This is a genomic window from Paraburkholderia sp. GAS33 (assembly GCF_050436645.1).
Taxonomy (GTDB): Bacteria; Pseudomonadota; Gammaproteobacteria; order Burkholderiales; family Burkholderiaceae; genus Paraburkholderia; species Paraburkholderia phenazinium_B.
The window spans coordinates 251279-274116 of record NZ_JBNDMP010000005.1 but is presented as its reverse complement, the minus strand read 5'-3'; the positions used below and the strand labels follow the sequence as shown (position 1 = coordinate 274116).

At 62.9% G+C, this 22838-nt stretch carries 20 protein-coding genes and 1 tRNA gene; 5 read left to right on the top strand and 16 right to left on the bottom strand.

The features are described from left to right. Window positions 1–14 precede the first annotated feature (14 nt). From P3T24_RS17735 to gatC, 5 genes are all read right to left on the bottom strand, one after another. Complete coding sequence (locus P3T24_RS17735; RefSeq protein ID WP_429436428.1) at window positions 15–803, bottom strand: exodeoxyribonuclease III; 789 nt, start codon at window positions 801–803, stop codon at window positions 15–17. A 93-nt stretch (window positions 804–896) separates the two neighbouring features. Next, window positions 897–1733, bottom strand: coding sequence for a polyphosphate kinase 2 family protein (locus tag P3T24_RS17730; RefSeq protein WP_429436425.1), 837 nt, complete (start codon window positions 1731–1733; stop codon window positions 897–899). A gap of 143 nt (window positions 1734–1876) precedes the next feature. Next, entirely contained in the window at window positions 1877–3352 is a 1476-nt protein-coding gene (gatB, locus tag P3T24_RS17725) for an Asp-tRNA(Asn)/Glu-tRNA(Gln) amidotransferase subunit GatB (protein ID WP_429406727.1), read from the bottom strand. A 4-nt stretch (window positions 3353–3356) separates the two neighbouring features. Then, window positions 3357–4856 (bottom strand): Asp-tRNA(Asn)/Glu-tRNA(Gln) amidotransferase subunit GatA, encoded by a 1500-nt coding sequence (gatA, locus tag P3T24_RS17720; protein WP_074263056.1) that lies wholly within the window; start codon window positions 4854–4856, stop codon window positions 3357–3359. Between the two features lie 58 nt (window positions 4857–4914). After that, window positions 4915–5214, bottom strand: coding sequence for an Asp-tRNA(Asn)/Glu-tRNA(Gln) amidotransferase subunit GatC (gene gatC / locus P3T24_RS17715; protein WP_074301099.1), 300 nt, complete (start codon window positions 5212–5214; stop codon window positions 4915–4917). 377 nt (window positions 5215–5591) lie between these two features. Between gatC and P3T24_RS17710 the strand changes: the two genes are divergently transcribed. The 5 genes from P3T24_RS17710 to rodA all read left to right on the top strand — a co-directional run bounded on the left by P3T24_RS17710 (window position 5592) and on the right by rodA (window position 12231). After that, complete coding sequence (locus P3T24_RS17710) at window positions 5592–6635, top strand: rod shape-determining protein (protein ID WP_004189550.1); 1044 nt, start codon at window positions 5592–5594, stop codon at window positions 6633–6635. A 151-nt stretch (window positions 6636–6786) separates the two neighbouring features. Further along, complete coding sequence (gene mreC / locus P3T24_RS17705) at window positions 6787–8001, top strand: rod shape-determining protein MreC (RefSeq protein WP_429436423.1); 1215 nt, start codon at window positions 6787–6789, stop codon at window positions 7999–8001. Continuing rightward, entirely contained in the window at window positions 7998–8510 is a 513-nt protein-coding gene (mreD, locus tag P3T24_RS17700) for a rod shape-determining protein MreD (RefSeq protein WP_074263054.1), read from the top strand. Before mreC ends, mreD begins: the two co-directional genes overlap by 4 nt. Before the next feature lie 165 nt (window positions 8511–8675). Further along, on the top strand, window positions 8676–11072 hold the full coding sequence (gene mrdA, locus P3T24_RS17695) for a penicillin-binding protein 2 (RefSeq protein WP_074263053.1): 2397 nt from the start codon (window positions 8676–8678) through the stop codon (window positions 11070–11072). Between the two features lie 10 nt (window positions 11073–11082). Then, complete coding sequence (gene rodA, locus P3T24_RS17690) at window positions 11083–12231, top strand: rod shape-determining protein RodA (protein WP_074263052.1); 1149 nt, start codon at window positions 11083–11085, stop codon at window positions 12229–12231. A gap of 67 nt (window positions 12232–12298) precedes the next feature. On the opposite strand, the gene P3T24_RS17685 is transcribed toward rodA, so the two are convergent. From P3T24_RS17685 to htpX, 11 genes are all read right to left on the bottom strand, one after another. Continuing rightward, on the bottom strand, window positions 12299–13009 hold the full coding sequence (locus tag P3T24_RS17685) for a tetratricopeptide repeat protein (protein WP_074263051.1): 711 nt from the start codon (window positions 13007–13009) through the stop codon (window positions 12299–12301). Beyond that, window positions 13006–13788, bottom strand: coding sequence for an HpcH/HpaI aldolase family protein (locus P3T24_RS17680; RefSeq protein ID WP_429436420.1), 783 nt, complete (start codon window positions 13786–13788; stop codon window positions 13006–13008). Before P3T24_RS17680 ends, P3T24_RS17685 begins: the two co-directional genes overlap by 4 nt. Before the next feature lie 251 nt (window positions 13789–14039). After that, window positions 14040–14483 carry a 6-carboxytetrahydropterin synthase QueD gene (gene queD, locus P3T24_RS17675; RefSeq protein WP_429407195.1) on the bottom strand — a complete coding sequence of 148 codons (444 nt, stop codon included), beginning with the start codon at window positions 14481–14483 and terminating at the stop codon, window positions 14040–14042. Between the two features lie 9 nt (window positions 14484–14492). Then, window positions 14493–15125 carry a 7-carboxy-7-deazaguanine synthase gene (gene queE, locus P3T24_RS17670; RefSeq protein ID WP_074263048.1) on the bottom strand — a complete coding sequence of 211 codons (633 nt, stop codon included), beginning with the start codon at window positions 15123–15125 and terminating at the stop codon, window positions 14493–14495. A gap of 78 nt (window positions 15126–15203) precedes the next feature. Beyond that, window positions 15204–15938 (bottom strand): 7-cyano-7-deazaguanine synthase QueC, encoded by a 735-nt coding sequence (queC, locus tag P3T24_RS17665; protein ID WP_429436417.1) that lies wholly within the window; start codon window positions 15936–15938, stop codon window positions 15204–15206. 408 nt (window positions 15939–16346) lie between these two features. Then, window positions 16347–16422 (bottom strand) — tRNA-Phe (locus tag P3T24_RS17660). 99 nt (window positions 16423–16521) lie between these two features. Then, the gene (gene esaR, locus P3T24_RS17655) at window positions 16522–17211 is read right to left on the bottom strand and encodes a response regulator transcription factor EsaR (RefSeq protein WP_429406711.1); all 690 of its coding nucleotides are present in this window, start codon (window positions 17209–17211) and stop codon (window positions 16522–16524) included. Further along, window positions 17212–19617: an ATP-binding protein gene (locus P3T24_RS17650; RefSeq protein WP_429406709.1), complete on the bottom strand. Its 2406-nt coding sequence runs from the start codon at window positions 19615–19617 to the stop codon at window positions 17212–17214. Further along, complete coding sequence (locus tag P3T24_RS17645) at window positions 19607–20197, bottom strand: DUF4390 domain-containing protein (RefSeq protein ID WP_429436414.1); 591 nt, start codon at window positions 20195–20197, stop codon at window positions 19607–19609. The genes P3T24_RS17650 and P3T24_RS17645 overlap by 11 nt, the downstream gene beginning before the upstream one ends. Next, entirely contained in the window at window positions 20194–21621 is a 1428-nt protein-coding gene (gene rsmB, locus P3T24_RS17640) for a 16S rRNA (cytosine(967)-C(5))-methyltransferase RsmB (protein ID WP_429436412.1), read from the bottom strand. Before rsmB ends, P3T24_RS17645 begins: the two co-directional genes overlap by 4 nt. A 256-nt stretch (window positions 21622–21877) precedes the next feature. Continuing rightward, complete coding sequence (gene htpX, locus P3T24_RS17635) at window positions 21878–22735, bottom strand: zinc metalloprotease HtpX (protein WP_429406705.1); 858 nt, start codon at window positions 22733–22735, stop codon at window positions 21878–21880. Window positions 22736–22838 lie beyond the last annotated feature (103 nt).

Below are 22838 nucleotides of genomic sequence, written 5' to 3'. Positions count from 1 at the left end.
CGCCTTGAACCCGCTTACTTCTTCGGCTTCGTCAGCTTGTGGTCGTAATCGACCGTCAGCGGCGCGTGATCGCTGAACTTGATGTCGCGGAACACGTCCGTGCGCTTTCCCTTCGCGGCAATGCCCGCCGTGGCGATCTGATAATCGATCCGCCACCCCACGTTCTTCGCATACGCCTGACCACGATTGCTCCACCACGTGTACTGCTCAGGCCGCTGATCGAGCGTGCGAAACACGTCGACGTAACCCACTTCATCGAACAGCTTTGTCAGCCACTCGCGTTCTTCCGGCAGGCAACCTGAGTTCTTCTGGTTGCTCTTCCAGTTCTTGATGTCGATTTCCTTGTGGACGATGTTCACGTCGCCGCACACGATCACTTCGCGCTCCTTACCCAGTTCCGCGAGGTGCGGCATGAACTCGTCCATGAAGCGGAACTTGGCCTGCTGACGATCCTCGCCGCTCGACCCCGATGGCACATACACCGAGACAACGGAGAGTTTGCCGAAGCGCAGTTCAACATAGCGTCCTTCGGGATCGAACTCCTCACTGCCAAAGCCGATCACCACTTCATCCGGCTCGTGACGCGTGTACACACCGGCGCCGCTGTAGCCCTTCTTCACCGCATGCTGAAAGTAGCCGGTGAAGTTATGCGGGGCGAGAAACTCGGGGGTCATGTCGTCCTGCGAGCACTTGATTTCCTGCACGCACAGCACGTCCGCTTTCTGCTCACCGAACCATTCGAAAAAGCCCTTCTTCGCCGCAGAGCGGATGCCGTTCAGGTTGGCGGTAATCACACGCAACATGTCGTTCCTTTATTGTCGATTCGTTGTCGAGGCTTGCTTAGCCTTTTTATCTTGCTGGTCTGGCAGAGCGCGAGGCCGAAGCCTGCGCGGCTCTCATTCCACTTTCACGCCCTTGAGCGATTCCTTCGCGGGCGGGTACTCGAGCTTCAATCCTTCGAGGGTGCGCAGCAGCAATTCCGCGACCATCACGTTGCGATGCGTCTTCGAATCGGCGGGGATGATGTACCACGGCGCGTAAGGCGTCGAGGTGGCCGAGAGGGCATCGTGATACGCCGTCTGATACTGGTCCCACTGCTTGCGCGCTTCCAGATCCGAGACGTCGAATTTCCAGTGCTTGGTGGGATCGTCGATGCGCGCCTGCAAACGCGAACGCTGCTCGTCCTTCGAGATGTGCAGCATGCATTTGATGATGGTCGTGCCGTTGTCGGCCAACAGCGCCTCGAAATCGCGGATGTGGCTGTAGCGCTTTTCGCAGGCCGTCTTGTCCAGTTGACCCAGCACGACCGGCACGAGCACATCTTCGTACTGACTGCGATTGAAGACGGTCAGTTCGCCGGCGGCGGGCACCTGCGAGTGCACGCGCCAGAGGAAATCGTGCGCCAGCTCGTCGGGCGTCGGCGCCTTGAACGGCACGATGCGCAAGCCGAGCGGATCGACGTCGCGAAACACCCCGCGAACTGTGCCGTCCTTGCCGCTCGTATCCATGCCCTGCAGCACCAGCAGCACGCGTTGCACGCGCTGTGCATGCAGGCGCTCCTGCAACGCATCGAGCTTCGCGCCGATTTCGGCAAGGCGGTCGCGGTCACCGTCTTTCGACCCGGTTGAAAACGGCTTCGCGCCCGGATCGAAATCGGTGAGCGCGAATTTCGCAATCTTCTTGTCGTCGAAGTACGGCACGCGGAAATCGTCGAGTTCCGGCTTCTTCGCCATGCTTTGTCTCCAGAGGCGCGTTCAAATGCGGCGCCAGCAAAAGGAAACGGGCCGCTGCCCCACTCTCGTCCGGCAACAGCCCGTTATGACCGAAGCCGCGCACCGATCCGACGACGCGCGCTCCGGCATGTGCATCCCATCGCTCAGGACAGCTTTTTCTTCAGCAGTTCGTTGACCTGCTGCGGATTCGCTTTGCCCTTGGTGGCTTTCATCGCCTGGCCGATCAGCGCATTGAACGCCTTTTCCTTGCCGGCGCGGAATTCCTCGACCGATTTCTGATTGGCCGCGAGCACCTCATCGATGATCGCTTCCAGCTCGCCGGTGTCGGAGATCTGCTTGAGACCCTTTGCTTCGATGATGCGATCGGCAGCGGCTTCGTCGGTGGCCTTCTCGTCCCAGATCGCGATGAAAATTTCCTTCGCGATCTTGTTCGAGATCGTGCCGTCGGCAATGCGCTGCAGCAGCAAAGCGAGTTGCGCTGACGAGACCGGGCTGTCGGCGATGTCGAGACCTTCGCGGTTCAACAACGACGACACTTCGCCCATCATCCAGTTGGCTGCGACCTTGGCTTGCGCCGGGCCCACTTTCGCCACGACTGCTTCGTAATACGCGGCCATCGCCTTGCTCGAGGTCAGCACACCCGCGTCGTACGGCGTCAAACCGTACTGTTCGACAATGCGCTGCTGGATCGCCACCGGCAGTTCCGGCATCTCGGCCTTCACGCGCTCCACCCACGCCGCGTCAATGACCAAAGGCATCAAATCCGGATCTGGGAAATAGCGGTAATCGTGCGCATCTTCCTTGCTGCGCATCGAACGCGTTTCACGTTTGTCCGAATCGTAGAGACGCGTTTCCTGCACCACTGTGCCGCCGTCTTCGATCAGTTCGATCTGACGGCGCACTTCGTACTGGATCGCTTCTTCGAGGAAGCGGAACGAGTTCAGGTTCTTGATCTCGGCACGCGTGCCGAATTCCTTTTGCCCGACCGGTCGCACCGACACGTTCGCATCGCAGCGGAACGAACCTTCCTGCATGTTGCCGTCGCAGATACCAAGCCAGGTAACGAGCGTATGCAAGGTTTTCGCATAGGCGACCGCTTCGTCCGCGCTGCGCATTTCCGGCTCGGTGACGATTTCGAGCAGCGGCGTGCCGGCGCGGTTCAGGTCGATCCCCGTCATGCCCTCGAAGTCTTCATGCAGCGACTTGCCTGCATCTTCTTCGAGGTGAGCGCGCGTCAGGTTGATGGTCTTCTCGTACGCTTCCTTCCCGGCTTTCTCGTTGGCCGGCACCTGAATCGTCACCTGGCCGCCTTGCACCACAGGAATCTCGTACTGGCTGATCTGATAGCCCTTCGGCAGATCGGGATAAAAGTAGTTCTTGCGCGCGAAGATGCTGCGCGGCGCGATTTTCGCGCCGATAGCGAGGCCAAGTTCGATCGCCCGCTGCACAGCGCCGCGGTTCATCACCGGCAGCGTGCCTGGCAAGGCGAGGTCGACGGGACAAGCCTGCGTATTGGGTTCCGCGCCGAACTGCGTAGCGGCGCCCGAGAAAATCTTCGAGACGGTCGACAGTTGCGTGTGCGTCTCGAGACCGATCACGACTTCCCATTGTTTGGTCATGTGTTCACACTCCTGCCGGTGCCTGGCGATGCCAGTCGGTCGCGCGCTGGAACGCATCCGCAACCTGCAGCATGCGAGCTTCGTTGAAATAGTTGCCGATGATCTGCAGACCCACTGGACGTTGCGCATTGGCGCCCGCGCCGAAGCCGCACGGCACGCTCATGCCGGGCAGACCCGCGAGGCTCACCGACAGCGTGTAGATATCGGCCAGATACATCTGCACCGGATCGTCGCCCTTGGCACCGAGATCCCACGCGACCGACGGCGCCACCGGCCCCATGATCACGTCGCATTGCTTGAACGCTTCCTGGAAGTCGTTTGCGATGATGCGGCGAATTTTCTGCGCCTGCAGGTAGTACGCGTCGTAGTAGCCGTGCGACAGCACGTAGGCGCCCACCAGAATGCGGCGCTTTACTTCCGGGCCGAAGCCTTCGGCGCGCGACTTCTTGTACATGTCGAGCAGATCGCGGTACTCCGCGGCGCGGTGACCGTAGCGCACACCGTCGAAACGCGACAGGTTCGACGATGCTTCGGCCGGGGCGATCACGTAGTACACGGGGATCGACAGCTCGGTTTTCGGCAGCGTCACCTCGACCAGCGTGGCGCCAAGCGCTTCGTATTGCTTCAGCGCGGCATCGATCGCGGCGCGCACGTCGTCGGCGAGGCCCGCGCCGAAGTACTCCTTCGGCAGGCCGATGCGCAAACCGGCGAGCGGCTTGCCCGCGGCATTACCCGCAGCATCGGCCGACCAGCTCTGGCCGAGATAGCGCGTGTAGTCTTCGTCGTCGCGCACGAGGCTGGTCGAGTCGCGCTCGTCGAAACCGTGCATGGCGTTGAGCAGCAGCGCGCAGTCCGTGGCGCTGCGCGCCATCGGACCACCCTGATCCAGCGACGACGCGAACGCGATCATGCCGTAGCGCGACACGCGGCCGTAGGTCGGCTTGATGCCGGTGATGCCGGAGAACGACGCCGGCTGACGGATCGAGCCGCCCGTATCCGTGCCGGTAGCTGCCGGCGCGAGACGCGCGGCCACGGCAGCCGCCGAGCCACCCGACGAACCGCCGGGCACTGCCTTCGTATCCCACGGGTTCTGCACCGGGCCGAAATACGAATTCTCATTGGACGAGCCCATCGCGAACTCATCCATATTGGTCTTGCCGACGCACACCATGCCGGCGCGCTTCAGACGGTCGACCACGGTCGCGTCGAACGGGCTGGCGTAATTGGCGAGCATCTTCGAGCCGGCGGTGGAGCGCCAGCCGCGCGTCACGAACACGTCCTTGTGGGCGATCGGCAGGCCAACCAGCGGACCGGCGTGGCCGGTGTGCAGCAGCGCGTCGGCGGCTTTGGCCTGCTCGAGGGTGAGATCGGCGTCGACCTGAACGAAGGCGTTCAGGCTCTTCGCTGCGTCGATCCGCTTCAGATAAAGCTGCGCCAGTTCGACCGCGGAGCATTCCTTCGCAGCGAGGGCGGCACGCAGTTCGGTCAAGCTTTTTTCATGCATTGCGTTTTTCCTCAAGGGTATGGCAGCGCAGCAACCGCCGCGCGCCGCGCCCGTGTTTTTATTCAATCACCTTCGGCACCAGGTACAGCCCGTCCTGCACAGCAGGCGCGGGACGCTGGAATTCGTCGCGCTGGACGATTTCCGTCACTGCGTCTTCGCGCAGACGCAGTGCAACATCTTCGATCTGCTCGATCGGATGGGCGAGCGGTTCGATGCCCTTGGTGTCGACGGCCTGCATCTGCTCGACTAGGCCAAAAAAGTCGTTGAGCTGGGCAAGCGTGTGCTCGGCTTCGGCGTCGGCCAGTTCGAGGCGCGCAAGATGCGCGATGCGCTTAACATCGGTCAGGGTCAGAGCCATGCGGTCACCGGAAAATGTAGCGAACTGTCACAGCGCGGAAAAACAAAGCTGTAACAGCGGGTTACGACACTGGAGGAGGCCCTCGAAAAAGGGGCCAGCGGTGGCAAAAAGTGCCAACCGTTTCCTTTAAATCAAGCAAAATTATAAGGTATCATTACGCGTTCGACCCAAACCCGGACCGACTTACCAGGACCTTTCTGGTCATTTCCCACAAAAATGATTCGGAGATAGATGCGGTCTTGTTCGTACCTCCGGTAGATTCCCTCGCAGCTTCAAGTCTCTGTGGCGCAGTATCCGCCCGGTTGAAGCTGTTATTTTTTCCGCTGCCGCCCTACGCAATGTTGCGAGGCCAGGCCCCAAGCGAGACAGGATTTTGAATGTTCGGTTTTTTGCGCAGCTACTTCTCTAACGATCTGGCGATTGACCTTGGCACTGCCAACACGCTCATCTACATGCGTGGCAAAGGTATCGTTCTCGACGAACCGTCAGTTGTGTCTATCCGCCAGGAAGGCGGTCCCAACGGCAAGAAAACCATTCAGGCGGTCGGCAAGGAAGCCAAGCAGATGCTTGGCAAGGTGCCGGGCAACATCGAGGCAATCCGCCCGATGAAAGACGGCGTGATCGCCGACTTCACCGTCACCGAGCAGATGATCAAGCAGTTCATCAAGACGGCCCACGAATCGCGTATGTTCTCGCCGTCGCCGCGCATCATCATCTGCGTGCCGTGCGGTTCCACCCAGGTGGAACGCCGCGCCATCAAGGAAGCGGCTCACGGCGCCGGCGCCTCGCAGGTTTATCTGATCGAAGAGCCGATGGCTGCTGCCATTGGCGCCGGTCTGCCGGTTTCGGAAGCCACGGGCTCGATGGTGGTCGACATCGGCGGCGGCACGACGGAAGTCGGTGTCATCTCGCTTGGCGGCATCGTCTACAAGGGTTCGGTGCGTGTCGGTGGCGACAAGTTCGACGAAGCCATCGTCAACTACATCCGCCGCAACTACGGCATGCTGATCGGCGAGCAAACCGCTGAAGCGATCAAGAAGGAAATTGGCTCCGCGTTCCCAGGCTCGGAAGTCAAGGAAATGGAAGTGAAGGGCCGCAACCTGTCGGAAGGTATCCCGCGCAGCTTTACGATCTCCAGCAACGAAATCCTCGAAGCCCTCACCGATCCGCTGAACCAGATCGTATCGTCGGTGAAGATCGCGCTCGAACAGACGCCGCCGGAACTCGGCGCCGACATCGCCGAGCGCGGCATGATGTTGACTGGCGGCGGCGCACTGCTGCGCGACCTGGATCGTCTGCTGGCGGAAGAAACCGGCTTGCCGGTGCTCGTCGCCGAAGACCCGCTGACTTGCGTCGTACGTGGCTCGGGCATGGCCCTCGAGCGCATGGACAAGCTCGGCAGCATCTTCTCGTACGAGTAAGCGGGAGCCTGGCTCCATGTCAGCAGCGCGAATCGGACGGCTAGCCTTCTTGGGGTTGGCCTGTCCTAAGCTGGTTCATCCAGCCACCGCGCACTGACGCGCGCTTTCGCGCCGCAGTCATACCCAACCGCTCACGCCCCCGGCGCCGACCATGGAATACAGTCCGCCGCCTCTGTTCAAGCAAGGCCCCTCCGCACTCGCACGGCTGATTTTCTTCGTGCTGCTTGCGTTCGTCCTGCTGATCTCAGATGCGCGCTTCAGGACGCTCGAGATCGTCCGCGGCATGTTGGGCACGGGCCTCTATCCGTTGCAACGTGCCGCGCTCGTGCCGCGCGACATCTTCATGGGCGCGGCGGATCTGGCGGTGACCAGCGCGACGCTGCGCGGTCAGAACGACGAGCTGCGCAAGAAGAACCTGCAACTCTCGCTGCAGGCCAATACGGCATCGGCATTGGCCGCCGAGAACGAGCATCTGCGCTCGCTGCTGCAACTCTCGCAGCGCATGACGACCCAGTCGATTCCGGCCGAAATCCAGTACGACACGCGCGACCCGTTCACGCAGAAAGTCATCATTGGACGTGGCTCGCAGCAAGGTATCCAGAACGGTTCGCCGGTCGTCAATGAGGACGGCGTAATCGGTCAGGTCACGCGCGTGTTTCCGCTGCAGGCGGAGGTCACGCTTCTCACCGACAAGGACCAGGCGGTGCCGGTGCAAGTCGTGCGCACGGGCCTGCGCAGCGTGATCTACGGCACACCGAAGGGCGATACGCTCGATCTGCGCTTCGTGCCGATCAGCGCGGATCTGCAGACTGGCGACGAACTGGTGACGAGCGGCCTCGACGGCACCTATCCGCCGGGGCTGCCGGTCGCCAAGGTCGTACGGGTCGACAAGCTGGCCGACACCGCCTTCGCCCACGTGGTCTGCCTGCCGGTTGCGCCGGTGCGCGGTGCGCGCCAGTTGCTGGTGCTGCATTATGTGAACACGGTGCCGCCTCGTCCGGCTGACGAACCTGATGCGGCCAGCGCAGCGAAAGAAGCAAAGGCGAAGAGGGGCGCGAAGTCCGCGGAGAAACCCGCGGACAAGAACGCTAAGGCTGCCGCTCCGGCCTCCGCGGCAGCGGCTGCTGCAAAGCCGGCCTCGGCGGCGAAGCCAGCCTCGGCGGCAAAACCCGCTCTGGCAGAAGCGGAGAAGAAGGGTGCCGACGCAAAGCAGGCCAGAGAAAAGAAAGCGGCGGCTGAACGTCTGGCCGCTATCCGGGCCGCTACCGGACGGTCGGCCTCGGGATCGGCCGCCGCCGGGTCGCCGGCCGACGGAAAGCCGGCCGCAGGCGCGACGAAACCGGCCACGGGGGGGATCGACGAATGAACCGCCCTCAGTACATCCTGCAACCGGTCAACCCGTACTTCATCTCCTTCAGCCTGGCAGCCGCTTTCCTGCTGAACCTGATGCCGTGGGGACGCCTGATCGGCGTGCCTGACTTCGTCGCGCTGGTGCTGCTGTTCTGGAACGTGCATCAACCGCGCAAGGTCGGCATGGGCATCGCCTTCCTGCTCGGCATCCTGATGGACGTGCACAACGCCAGCCTGCTCGGCGAGCATGCGTTGGCGTATACGCTGCTGTCGTACGGCGCCATCACGATTCACCGGCGTGTGTTGTGGATGCCAATGGGCGTGCAGACCTTCGCCGTGATGCCTTTATTGGTCATCGCGCAACTTGTGCCGTTCGTCATCCGTCTACTGATGGGCGCGGCTTTTCCGGGCTGGGGCTACCTGATCGACGGGTTCGTCGAAGCTGCCTTGTGGCCCGTTGCGAGTGTGTTGCTGCTAATGCCGCAGCGCCGTCCGGCCGATCCGGACGACACCCGTCCCATTTAGCGCAACGCGCGCATCGAGCCCCTCCTTGAACACGCTAAAGATGTTGCAGACGCCAGGCGATGGTTCGCGGAGTTCGCTCGACCCGCACAGTACTTCCCTGCCGGCCACGAGCGCCAGCCGGACACTCTTACCTGACGGCCGTTTCGCGGCCCTTTGATCGAAAGCATGGCAGCCGAATTCAAGGACACTCAACAACAGCTCTCGAAGTTCCGCCTGCGAGTCGCGGCGGCGGGACTGTTCGTGTTCGTTTGCTTCGGGCTGATTGTTTTCCGCTTCCTGTTCCTGCAGGTCTGGCATTACAGCAAGTACTCACTGCAAGCTGACGAGAACCGCATCTCGGTTGCGCCAATCGTGCCCAATCGCGGCATCATCACGGATCGTAACGGCGTCGTGCTGGCGAAGAACTACTCTGCCTACACGCTGGAAATCACGCCGTCGAAGCTCAACGACACGCTCGACAACGTCATCGACAATCTCGCGACCGTCATTACCATCGACGCCCGCGACCGGCGCAACTTCAAGAAGCTGCAGGAAGATTCGAAGAACTTCGAGAGCCTGCCGATCCGCACCCGCCTCACCGACGACGAAGTCGCACGCTTCACCGCGCAGCGCTTCCGCTTCCCCGGCGTCGAAGTGCGCGCGCGTTTGTTCCGTCAGTACCCGCTTGGGCCGACGGCGGCGCACGTGATTGGGTATATCGGGCGCATTTCGCAGCGCGATCAGGACCGCATCGACGAAGCCAGCGACGAGAACGACAAGGATCCGGATCACTACGATCCGCGCCTCGACGCGAACAACTACAAGGGCACGGACTACATCGGCAAGATCGGTGTGGAGCAGAGCTACGAGACCGAACTGCATGGGCAGACCGGTTTCGAGGAAGTCGAAGTGACAGCGGGTGGCCGTCCCGTGCGCACCTTGTCGCGCACTCAGGCGACGCCGGGCAACAACCTCGTGCTATCGCTCGATATCGGCCTGCAGCAGGTCGCCGAGCAGGCGTTTGCGGGCAAGCGCGGGGCGCTGGTGGCAATCGAGCCGTCGACCGGCGACGTACTCGCGTTCGTTTCCGCGCCGAGCTTCGATCCGAATTCCTTTGTAGACGGCATCGACCAGCAGACCTGGGACGAGCTGAACAACTCGCCCGATCACCCGCTGCTGAACCGTCCGCTGCACGGCACCTATCCGCCGGGCTCGACCTATAAGCCGTTCATGGCGCTCGCCGCGCTGACGCTGCACAAGCGCACGCCGAGCTGGGGCTTCCAGGATCCGGGCTTCTATACGTTCGGCGGGCACACGTTCCGCAACGACGTGCGTTCGGGCCAGGGCTGGATCGACCTGAACCGCGCCATCGTGGTGTCGAACGACACGTATTTCTTCATGCTGGCGCACGACCTGGGCGTCAATGCGATCGCCAATTTCATGAAACCGTGGGGCTTCGGCCAGCTCACCGGTATCGATATTGCCGGTGAAGCAAAGGGCATTCTTCCGTCCACCGAATGGAAGCGAAAGGCCTACCGCAAGCCTGAACAACAGCGCTGGTACGAAGGCGAGACGATCAGTCTCGGGATCGGTCAGGGCTACAACTCGTTCACTATCCTGCAGCTCGCCCATGCGGTCGCCACGCTCGCCAACAACGCCGTCGTGATGAAGCCTCACCTGGTGAAGGAAGTCGAAAACCCGATCACCAAGGACACGCGCCTGACCGTGCCAAAGGACGATGGCCGCATCGACGTGCCGCAGAACGATATTGATATCGTCAAGCGCGCGATGGTCGGTGTCGTGAACAGCGGTACCGCGTCGAAGGTTTTCATCGGCGCACCTTATCAGGCGGCCGGCAAAACCGGTACGGCCCAGGTGTATTCGCTGCAGGGCGCCAACTACAAGGGCCACGCAATCCCTGAAAATCTGCGTGACCACGCGCTCTTTATCGCATTCGCGCCAGCAGACAATCCGAAGATCGCGCTCGCGCTGATCGTCGAAAACGGCGGCTGGGGTGCGGAAGTGGCTGGCCCGATCGCGCGTCGCGTGCTCGACTATTACCTCGTCGACCGGCAGAAGCCGGGCGCCGAAGCGGCAGCTGTCGCTGCGGCGGCTTCGGCAACGGCGGATGCGTCGGCACCGGTCATCGGCGCAGCGCCGACTTCCGTCGAGATCTCGCAACCGGCTTCGGTTGCCGCTGGCTTCACGCCGTTGCCGATACCCGGCGCCGCTTCGAATGCGGCCGGGGCGTCTGCGCCCTCTGCGGCGTCGGCCGCCTCGGACGTGACACCTGCAGCGCCGGCCGGCCCGGTAGTCGCAGCACCTGCAGATAAGGGAGCCGGCAAGGCAGGCACCAAACCGGTCGCCGCGACGGCAGCCGATGCCTCTGCTCCGTTCGTCGCCACAACGACGCTGGATGACCCCGCCTCGGCACCCGCGAAAACGCCCGTGCCGCGCAAATCCGGTCCGCGTCATCCGCGCCCGGCGAGCGATTCGGCGCCGAGCGCCGCCGCGCCGTCGCGCGACGACAGCATTCAGCCCACGTCACCCCGCCAGCCGGTCTCCGGCGGCATCGACGAGTAAGGAGAAAGGCATGCAATTCGACAAGCGCGCCTGGCTCGATCGCATCAAGAAGATGTTCATCGGCTTCGACCGTCCGCTCGCGCTGGCGGTGTTTCTGCTGATGTGCGTCGGCATCGTCACGCTGTACAGCGCCACGCTCGACATGCCGGGCAAGGTCGAAGACCAGTTGCGCAACATCATGCTGACCTTCGTGCTGATGTGGGCGCTCGCCAATGTGCCACCCACCACGCTGATGCGCTTCGCGGTCCCGCTTTATACCTTCGGCATCGCGTTACTGGTGGCGGTGGCGCTATTCGGCCTCACGCGCAAGGGGGCGAAGCGCTGGATCAATGTCGGCGTGGTGATCCAGCCGTCCGAGATCATGAAGATCGCCACCCCGCTGATGCTCGCGTGGTACTACCAGCGCCGCGAAGGCGTGATGCGCTGGTACGACTTTCTGGTAGGGCTTCTGATTCTCGCCGTGCCGGTCGGCCTGATCGCCAAACAGCCTGACCTCGGGACCGCGGTGCTGGTATTCGCAGCGGGTCTGTTCGTCATCTATTTCGCGGGCCTGAGTTTCAAGCTGATCGTCCCTGTGCTCGTTGCGGCAGCGATCGCGGTCACCTCGATTGCGGTGTTTCAGGACAAAATCTGCCAGCCCGAGGTGCAGTGGCCGCTGATGCACGATTACCAGAAGCACCGCATCTGTACGCTGCTCGATCCGACTTCCGATCCGCTCGGCAAGGGCTTCCACACCATTCAGGCGGTGATTGCGATCGGCTCTGGCGGCCCGCTCGGCAAGGGGTGGATGAAGGGCACCCAGGCGCACCTGGAATTCATCCCTGAAAAACACACCGACTTCATTTTCGCGGTGTTCTCCGAGGAATTCGGGCTCGCGGGTGGGATCGTGCTGCTCGTGCTGTATATGGCGTTGATCGCGCGCGGATTGTACATAGCGGCCAACGGCGCCACGCTATTCGGGCGATTATTGGCCGGCTCGCTAACGATGGCCTTTTTCACCTACGCGTTCGTCAACATCGGCATGGTGAGCGGAATCTTGCCGGTGGTCGGCGTGCCGTTGCCATTCATGAGCTACGGGGGCACGGCGTTGATTACGCTCGGGGTTGCGACCGGCCTCATCATGAGCGTCGGGCGACAGAAGCGGTTGATGCAGAGTTAAACGAAGAAGGGGCGCAGATGCGCCCCTTCTTCGTTTGCGCGTTTAAAGGCGCTGAGCCTGTGCCGCGCTACTGCGGCTTCGCCTCGTGCTCGTCGCGCAATTGCGCACTGAGTTGCTGGTACTTGAGCTTGGCCGCCGGATCGCCTTGCGCCGCTGCCGCGGCATAGTAAGCGCGCGCCACGTTCAGGTTCTTGTCCACGCCGTCTCCACCACGCTCATAGAACGAGCCGGCCACGTACTGTGCCGTCATGTCGCCGCCTTGCGCGGCCTTCTTGTACCAGACGAACGCCTGGCGATTGTCACGAGCCGTGCCGCGGCCATCCAGAAACTGGTTCGCCAACGCCAGTTCGGCCTGCACGTGCCCCTGCTGCGCGGCCTTCAGAAACCAGCGATGCGCCTCGGCCGGATCGCGGCCAACGAATTCGCCATCGTCGTACATCTTGCCGTACACATACTGCGCGTGGGACATGTTTGCGTCGGCGGCCTTGCGCAGCCACTTCTTGCCCTCATCGACGTTGACCGCCGTCCCCTCACCGTTGAGCAGCATCATCGCGTAGTTGAATTCGGCGAGCCGGCTGCCGTGCTCGGCCGCCTTGTGGAACTCGCTGAGCGCGGGACCGAAGTTGCCCGCGTTATAGTCCGCGACCGCGGTCTGCGTTTCCGGATCCGCCTGAGACGGCTTGTCCTGCGTGTTCAGCGCAGCGGATGCCGCGAACGCAGCACAAATGGCGACAACGCCCACCGCAGCACGCACGGCAAACTGCGAAACACCCTTCATGACCTCACCTCCTGCAGCGCCTGGCGCGTCGCGCGCAGCAGCCAGACGACATCAGCTGCCACCGCGATAAAACGAAAACCCGCCTCGCGATACTGGCGCGCGCCGGCGGAATCCATGGCAAAAATGCCGGTCGCAATCCCGGCCTTGTTGGCCGCCGCCACCACATGGCTCATCGCAGCCTGCACCTCGGGATGCTTCGAGTCGCCCAGATGGCCGAGGCTCGCGGCGAGATCGGCGGGTCCGATGAACACGCAGTCGACGCCCGGCGTGGCGGCGATCTTCTCCACTTCGTGAACGGCCTTCGCGGATTCGATCTGCACGATCGTGGCGATCTGCGCGTTCGCGCTCTGCACGTAGTCGCGCCGCATGCCGTACGAGCCGGCTCGAACTGCACCCGCAACGCCACGCAGGCCGTCGCGCGCGTCGGCGGTCGGATATTGGGTGAGGCGCACGGCGTGCGCAGCTTCCTCTGCGGACTCGATATTCGGAAACATCAGCGTACGGGCGCCCGCGTCGAGCACGCGCTTGACGAGCCATCCTTCGCTCGCCGGCACACGCACGACCGGTTCGCTCGGCAGGTGCGCCGCAGCAATTGCGCGCAACTGACCGGTGACGTCGCCGCTGTCGTTAGGCGCGTGCTCCATGTCGATCAGCAACCAATCGTACCCGGCGTGCGCGAGCGCCTCGGCGGCGCTTTCGCTGCCGAGCGAGAGCCATAACCCGAAAAGCGGTTCGGCTTCCGCGAGACGTTGTTTGAGGGGATTCGTAAGAGTGCTCATGAGCGTACCCCGCGGCGATGCACAAGAGCGCGTGAGATACGGCAGAGGAAGCTGGTGCTGCGGGCTGGGTGCCCACTTTGCAGTGCGGTGACCGGCATGTCTCGCTCCAGGTGGTTATCGAAACGATCATACCGTGACAATAACGCGGCCGCTGGAGCGCCGAACACGTGCCGCGTAGTTGCCAGACTACTGGCGCATGATTGCCACGCGATTGCCCGCTTGTTGCTGGCTCGATGACGCTCGCGCGCCGCTCAGTCGCGGACCACGTCGGCCCAGCAATTCGGCGTCTCGTAGAGGCGCACCTTGTGCAAACGCAGATTCACGCCGTAGTGCGCGTCGTAGACATTCGCGAGCAGTTCGAACGCGATCGCGGCGAGATTTTCAACGGTGGGGATGCGATCGAGCACGACGGTCTTGTGGCCCGGCATCGAATCCAGAAAACCGCGCACCTGCGTGTCGCCTTCATAGACGAGAAACGCGTGATCCCACTTGTCGACGAGGTGTTCGACGGCGAGCGACTTCACGTCCGCAAAGTCCATCACCATGCCGCGATCGGGCGCGCCTTCCGTTTCGACCAGATCGCCTTGCAGCGTGATTTCGAGCACATACCTGTGCCCGTGCAGATTGCGGCACTGGCTGCGGTGATCGGGGATGCGGTGGCCCGCGTCGAATTCGAGTTTTCGGGTAATCGTCAGCACGGCGAATCAGGGAATGTTCAGATACTTGTGGGTCTGCATCGACAGGCGCCATTGCGGATGGCGTTTGCACCAGTCGATCGCGAGTTTCGTGTTGATGTCGCGCGACGGGCCGTCCATGGGCTGGACGAGGAAATATTCGAAGTCGAGCGCCGCATATTCGGACAGACGTTGGTTGTCCTGCGGAATCACGACTTTCAGTTCGTTGCCTTTGGTGACCACCAGCGGTGCGTCCGCCTTCGGGCTCACGCAGATCCAGTCGATCGTCTCGAGCACTGGCAACGAGCCATTGGTCTCGATAGCAATCTCGAAACCAGCGGCGTGCAGCGCATCGACGAAAGGCTGATCCATCTGCAGCATCGGCTCGCCGCCGGTACAGACGACAAAACGCTCGCCTTCACCTTCGGGCCACTGCGAGGCGATCATCGCCACCAGGTCTGCGGCCGTGCGGTACTTGCCACCGTTCTCGCCGTCGGTGCCGACGAAGTCCGTGTCGCAGAAGCGGCACACCGCGTCCGCGCGGTCTTCCTCGCGCCCCGACCACAGATTGCAGCCGGCGAACCGGCAAAACACCGCCGGACGTCCGGCATTCGCGCCCTCGCCCTGCAATGTGTAGAAGATTTCTTTGACCGCGTACGTCATGCTGCTTTCTGCCTGGCGCCGCAGGGACGCCTGATTAAGGTTGCCGCCGCCCCATGCATCACCAGGTGAGCGGACGGATCAAACGGGTGCTTCAGTGACCTTCTCGCCGGCCAGATAGGCCTCGTAGCCGCGCTTGCGCAGACGGCACGCCGGACATTCGCCGCAGCCGAAACCCCACGCATGCAGTTCAGCCCGCTCGCCGAGGTAGCACGTATGCGTCTCGACGCGGATCAGCTCGACCAGTTCGTCGCCGCCCAGCTCATGAGCGAGACGCCACGTATCGGCCTTGTCGAGCCACATCAGCGGCGTTTCCAGCAGGAAGCGCTGATCCATGCCGAGGTTGAGCGCGACCTGCAGCGCTTTCATGGTGTCGTCGCGGCAATCGGGATAGCCCGAAAAGTCCGTCTCGCACATGCCGCCTACCAGCACCTGCAGACCGCGCCGATAGGCAATCGCCGCAGCGATCGTCATGAACATCAGGTTGCGGCCCGGCACGAAGGTGTTCGGCAAACCGTTGGCCGCCGCTTCGATCTGGATCTCGCGCGTCATCGCGGTATCGCTGATCGAACCAAGCACCGACAGGTCGATCATGTGATCGTCGCCGAGGCGATCGGCCCACGCCGGAACGGCCCGCACGACAGCGTCGCGAAAGCCCTCACGGCACTCCAGTTCGACCCGATGCCGCTGCCCGTAATCGAAGCCGAGCGTCTCGACCGTTTCGTATCGTTCAAGCGCCCAGGCGAGGCACGTGGCCGAGTCCTGACCGCCGGAAAACAGCACCAGAGCGCTACTCTTAGCGTCTTTACGGATCACCGTGAAACTCCGTGAATGATGAGTGCCACGTCGCGCTGCGCGGTGTGCGCCATGCAGCAACGCGGCGCGACGCGTGCCGGCGTGACAGCCGGCTCAAGCAGTATAGGCCGCGCCATCCTTGCCCAGAGTCGCTGGCGCTTATACCGCTGATCGTCGGACGCAGGGGTTCGTGCGCGATGCAGCAAGGCACTTAAGCCCGTGCCAGATGCCACCCCTAAAAACAAAAGGACTTGTCAGACGAACGCGCAAGTCCTTGAACTGGCGCGATTTTATCACGCGCCGCACAACGCCGCCCCGAGCCCGTACCGCGTCCATTGCACCAGCGTAGCGTGGTCGCAGACCGTGCGACCGATACCCATCAGAAAAGGAAAAGCCCCAGGAATCTTGCGAGTTCCTGAGGCTGAATCCTGGTGGCCTGGGACGGAATCGAACCATCGACACGCGGATTTTCAATCCGCTGCTCTACCAACTGAGCTACCGGGCCAACGAAGAAGCGAGAGTATATCAAAGGGTCTTCTACCGCTCAAGCCCCCTTCCCAAAATTTTTGCCGAAGCGCCCGCCCAGCTTGCGGCCGCGTCCGTCTTACTCCCCTTTGTTCTTGCCGAGATCGACGCCGAGCTGCTTCAGCTTGCGATACAGGTGCGTACGTTCGAGCCCCGTCTTTTCTGCCACGCGCGTCATGCTGCCGTTCTCGCGCGCGAGGTGATATTCGAAGTACGCACGCTCGAACGCGTCACGCGCGTCGCGCAGCGGAATGTCGAACGAGATCGACGCGGTTTGCGCGGCCAGCGTGCCGCTGCCGATGCCGTCGCTGGCGAGCGTCGGCAGCGAAGCGGCCGAGGCCACCGCGGACGGACTCGCCGGCTGGGCAGGCTTCGCCGCGGCGCCAGGTGCCGCAGGCGCCGGGTTGCCGCGCGCGAGCCCCTGTTCGACCGCCTTCAGCAGCTTCTGCAACGCAATCGGCTTCTCGAGAAAGTTGAGCGCACCGATCTTGGTGGCTTCGACTGCCGTGTCGATGGTGGCATGACCGGACATCATGATCACCGGCATCGTCAGTTGCCCCTGCGCGGCCCATTCTTTGAGCAGCGTGACGCCATCGGTGTCCGGCATCCAGATGTCGAGCAGCACCAGGTCGGGTGCCTGGCGCAGCCGGAACTCACGCGCTTCCTGCGCGTTCTCCGCTGCCTCGACGACGTGCCCTTCGTCGCTCAGGATCTCCGAGAGCAATTCCCGGATGCCCATTTCATCATCTACCACCAGGATGGTTGCCATTTACGCTGCCCTTGTCTGCACTGTTGCTTTTGTCATTCCCTGCGACGCGTTGCCATGCGCCGTTCGCGGCCCTGTCCCAGGTGCCGCAGCATCATCGTCTGCCAATTGAAGAAAGAGGATCGAAATCTGCGCACCCTCGATCACATCGCCTGCTTTCAAACGGTTGCGAATGTCGATGCGCGCGCCGTGCTCGTCGACGATCTTCTTGACCATCGCGAGGCCGAGCCCTGTTCCTTTGGCCTTGGTCGTCACGTAAGGTTCGAATGCACGCGTCAGAATGCGTGCGGGGAAGCCCGGTCCGTTGTCCGATACGGTCAGACGCACCGCGACGCGCACTTTGCCTTCCGCGTCGGGATCGCCATATTCTACTGTCCTCGTCTCGAGCAGCACACGAGGATGCTCGATCTCCGATACCGCATCCTGCGCATTCTGCAGCAGGTTGTGGATCACCTGGCGCAATTGCGTCGCATCGCCGCGGATCACCGGCAACGTGGCCATCTCCACGTGAATCGCGCTCTTGCCTTCTTCGATGCCGTAAAGCGTGAGCACTTCGCTCACCAGTTCATTCAACTGCAGGTTCGCGAGCACCGCCGGCGGCGTGCGCGCGTAGTCGCGGAAGCTATCCACCATCTGCTTCATCGCCGCCACCTGATTGACGATGGTGGTCGCGCCGCGCTTGAGCACGTCGGCGTCGGACGGCGCGAGCTTGTCCGCCAGCTTCATCTGCAAACGCTCGGCCGACAACTGGATCGGCGTGAGCGGATTCTTGATTTCGTGCGCAAGACGCCGCGCCACCTCGCCCCAGGCGATCGAGCGCTGCGCCGAGATCACGTCGGAGATGTCGTCGAACACCACCACGTAGCCGGAGGTCTGCATGTCTTCCGCATCGCGGTCAGTGGCCGAGACGAGACGCGCGCCGCGCACCAGCAACGTCAGCGGTTCCGTTTCGCCGGGAACCTGCACCGAGAACTGCTGCTGCCAGTGGCCGCGGTCGTCGTGACCGTCGCCGCTGGCGGCTTCGCGATCGGCAAAGGCCTTGCGCACCATCGCGCCGAAATCGCTCAGCACGGTGATGCGGTCGAGTGCGGCACCGAGCGCCGACTGGAACTGCTGACGGAAGATCCGCTCGGCACCACGATTCGCGGTGGTAAGCCGGAACTGCCGGTCGAATACGAACACGCCCGCGGTCAGGTTGGCGAGAATACTCTCGAGATACGCCTTCGAATGCTCGAGTGCGATCCGATTGTTTTCCACCGCCGCGCGCGCCTCGGAAAGCTGTCGCGTCATCGCATTGAACGACTGCGTCAGGAAGCCGAGTTCGTCACGCGACTTGATTTCGCGTTTCGGCGTGTAGTCACCCTCGGTCACTTCCTTCGTCCCCTGCGCAAGCAGAAACAGCGGTCGCGCAAGCTGATTGCCGAGCGCGAGCGCAAGCATCATGGCGATGAACGTCGCGAGGAACAGCGCGAGCGTCAGCGTGCCGATGTACATCTTGCGCAGGCCCGTGCGGCCCAGCGCCTTCTCCTGGTACTCGCGATACGCGCGCTGCACCGCATCCGCATTGCGCGCGAGCGACGGCGACACCGGCTGCGTCAGTTGCAAAAAGCGCTCAGTGGGCTGCAGAAGCGACGCGTTCGAATCTGGAATGCGCTGCACGATCCGCAGTCGCAACGCTCCCTTGCCACCATTCGCGTTTGGATCGCCATCTACTTCGCCTTCGATCGCGGCAAAACCGCGGCCACGAGCCTGATCGATCATCATCGGTGTCGGCAGATCGTTGGGGACGAGCGTCACGGAGTTGCCCGATGCCTCCGCCACCACGTTCATGCCGCTCATGCCGCGCCCCGGCTCGAGGATCATCGCGTCCTGCACGCCGAACTGGTCGCGCAAACGCAGCAGCGTCAACGTCGTTCCCGCAGCATCTGCACTGGCAAGCTGTTCGGCCATCAGGCGACCCTTGGTCTGCAGATCCGAGAGCGACGCGTCTAGCATGCCGCGCCCGAGATTCAGCCCCGAAGTCAGCGCCGTCTCGACGTTCACATCGAACCACGACTCGATACTGCGCGAGACGAACTGATACGACACGATGTAAATGATGCCGCCCGGCACCACGCCGACCAGCGCCATGAAGAACGCCAGCTTCGCCAACAGCCGCGTGCCGAATTTACCCTTGCGCAGCCGGTAGATGATGATCAGGACGAGCGCCGTCACGACCATCAGGAAGATCAGCGCTACTGCAACGTTGGCCGCGTACAGCCACTGATAGTAACGGTCGAAAAACTCGGTGTTCGCACTCGCCGCAGCGAGCAACACCAGCAGCAGGACGGCCGTGACCGCCACCGTCGACACCAGCACGCGCACGACGATGCTGCTGACGCTGGCGGTACCGCGTACTTTATTTAGCACGTTCGGTCACCGTGAAAGTAAAACGCTTCCAGTCGGAAGAGAGATTCCAGTCGCGGTTGTTCACAGCGTCGATCTGGAATGGCTTGGGCATCAGTGCGATGTCGAGCTGCATGCGCACGGACGCGGTATAGGTTTCGCCGTTCTGCACCTGATTGCGATCTATCACATGCCACGAAGTGACATGCTGGATCACCGCCAGCGCGTCTTTCAGCGTGCTGAAGCCGAGCTGCAGGCCGCCGGTCGACACGCGGTACTCGCGCGTAAGCGGCTGAAACGACAGCCGGATGCTCTGCGACACGCTCACCGGTTGCTCGTCGAACCAGTACCAGCGCGGCCTGCTCAGTTCGAAATCGGTCGTGAAGTAGAGCGGGATGCCTTTGTTGACGGCATCTTCGAGGTTGCTGTTGAGTTCGAAGTCAAACCGCGCATCGAGGCTCCAGCCGCCGCCATCCGACTGCAGCGACGCGCGCTGTACCGCGATCGAATCGGCGTACGCCGCGTCCGGCGTGCTCAGCCAAAAGGCCAGCACAATCCAGAGCACGGCCACGAGCCGAAGCGGAAAAAGGCGTTTGATGGTCACCGTTTCTGAAAGCGCGCGTAGAAAAATCCGTCGTGATCTGGGTTCGAGCCGGCGTCCGGTTCAGCACGGGAACCGTCCGGAGCGCCGGCAGGCGCGCGGGCCGCTTTGGGCAGCAGTTGCCCCGGCGCGTCCAATCGTACCGCATCCTGGTACTTGTCTCCAAACCACTGCGCCTGCAATTCACCCTCATCGGGAAAGATCGAGCACGTAACGTAAAGCAACTCGCCGCCTGGCTTCACCAGCGGCCAGAGCGCGGCCAGAATGCGCCGCTGTTCGGCGACGAGCGCCGGGATATCGGAGGCGCGGCGCAACCAGCGGATGTCCGGATGGCGTCGGACGATGCCCGAGGCCGAACACGGCACGTCGGCCAGAATTCGGTCGAAGGGGCGGTCGAGCGGGTCGTGCCACTTCGCCGGAGCGCCGGCGTCGCCGATGCGCACCTCGGCGTTCAGCCCGAGCCGTTGCAGGTTCTCGCCGATACGCCGTGCGCGGCTCGCGTCGCTTTCAAGCGCGACCAGTTCGAGATTGGCCAGTTCGAGCAGATGGCCGGTCTTGCCGCCGGGCGCCGCGCAGGCGTCCAGCACGCGCATGCCGTCGCGCGCGCCGAGCCACTCGGCGGCGAGTTGCGCGCCGGCGTCCTGGACTGAGACCACGCCATCGTCAAAGCCGGGGATGCGGTCGACCGGCATTGGCGTCGCGAGGCGCACCGCGTGGTCGCCCACGCGGGTGGCGTCGATATGGTGGTTTTGCAAGACCTGCAGATAGGCGTCGACCGTCGAGTGGCGCGCGTTGACTCGCAGCGTCAGCGGTCCCTGCGTGTTGCCAGTTGCGAGCAGGTCCTGCCAGTTGTCGGGCCACGCTTTGCGTACCGCGTCGATCCACCAGGCCGGGTAGTTCCAGCGCGCGACTTCGTCGTTCTGGGCTGCTGCGAGGAGCGATTCCCGCTCGCGCAGGAAGCTGCGGAGCACGGCGTTGACGAGACCCTTCGCGAAAGAGAACTCGCGGCGCGCGGCAATTGCGTTGACGGCCTGATCGACGACGGTAAACGGTGCGTAAGCTGCTGTTTCTTCAGCGTCTGCGAGCAAGGCGAGTGCGCAGGCGAGCAGATTGGCGACGTGCGGCGGCGGCGCCTTGCGCACTAGCCTCGCGATCAGCCAATCAGCCGTTGCCAGGCGGCGCATGGTTCGGTACGAGATGTCCTGCACCGCGCCGCGTGCGGCGGCGGTGCTGCCTTCAGGAGCCGACACGAAGACCGACTGCAGCGCGGCGGGAAGCGCCGAGCCGAGTCGCACCGCGCCCACGGCCTGGGCCGCGCAGTCGAGCGCAAAACCCAGCGATTCTGGCGCGAGATGCAGGGCCGACAGGCGTGATTCGCGAAGACGCGGCGAAGGCGAAACAAGACGCGTGGAAGGCTTTGAAGTCATGAACCAGGGCAAAGGCAGGCCGCACGGTGCGCGCGGCGCAAACAGCGGACATTGTAGCTTGGCGCGGTCGGTGGGCTGGTTGGGGGCGCACGGCGGCGCGCGCGCGATGGGACTGGCTTGATGCGTGGGGTCTTGGTCTGCTAATGAAAAAGGCGAGCTCGTTGGAGCTCGCCCTTCTCGGTAGTTGCCCGGCTTGTTGCCCGGCAGACGTCAACGGTTGCCGGTTGGCACTCGTGCACGACTTGCGCGACGCGGCTTATTCGAAGCGCCCCGTGCGCGCCATTTCCATGAGCCTTGCGATCCGCTCGTCGGTGGACGGGTGGGTCGAAAACAGGCTGGCCATGCCGCCGCCCGCGAGCGGATTCATGATCATCATCTGTGCGGTCGACGGGTGTGCTTCGGCCGTCGGGAACGGAATGCCGCTCGCGTAACGATGGATCTTGTCGAGCGCCGATGCCAATGCCTGCGGGTCGCCGGAAATCTGCGCGCCGCCGCGATCCGCTTCGAACTCTCGAGCACGGGAAATAGCCATCTGGATCAGCGCGCCGGCGATCGGCGCGAGCAGCGCCACCGCGATGCTCGCGATCGGGTTCGCCGGACGACCGTTTTCGTCGCGGCCGCCGAAGAACATCGCGAAGTTCGCCAGCGCGGAGATCGCACCCGCCATCGTCGCCGAGACGGTTGAGATCAGGATGTCGCGGTGTTTGACGTGCGCGAGTTCGTGCGCCATGACGCCGCGCATCTCGCGCTCGGACAGCACGCGCAGGATGCCGGTGGTCGCCGCGACCGCCGCATGCTCCGGATTGCGTCCAGTGGCAAACGCGTTCGGCGCGTCTTCGTTGATCAGGTAGACGCGCGGCATGGGCAGACTGGCGCGCGTAGCGAGTTCGCGCACCATCCGGTAGAACTGCGGCGCGCTGGTTTCGTCGACCTCCTGCGCGTTGTACATGCGCAGGACCATCTTGTCCGAAAACCAGTACGAGAAGAAGTTCATGCCGAGCGCGATCACGAACGCGATCATCACGCCGCGCGAGCCGCCGATCATTCCGCCGATCACGATAAAGAGGGCCGTGATCGCGGCCATCAACATCGCGGTTTTGACCCAGTTAAACATGTTCACCACTCCTTGCGCCGAATGCGGGTTCATATCCACTGCCGCCTGATGGCAGCGATTTCATTGTAAGCTTATTGTTAGATATGGACGGGCAAGGAAAATT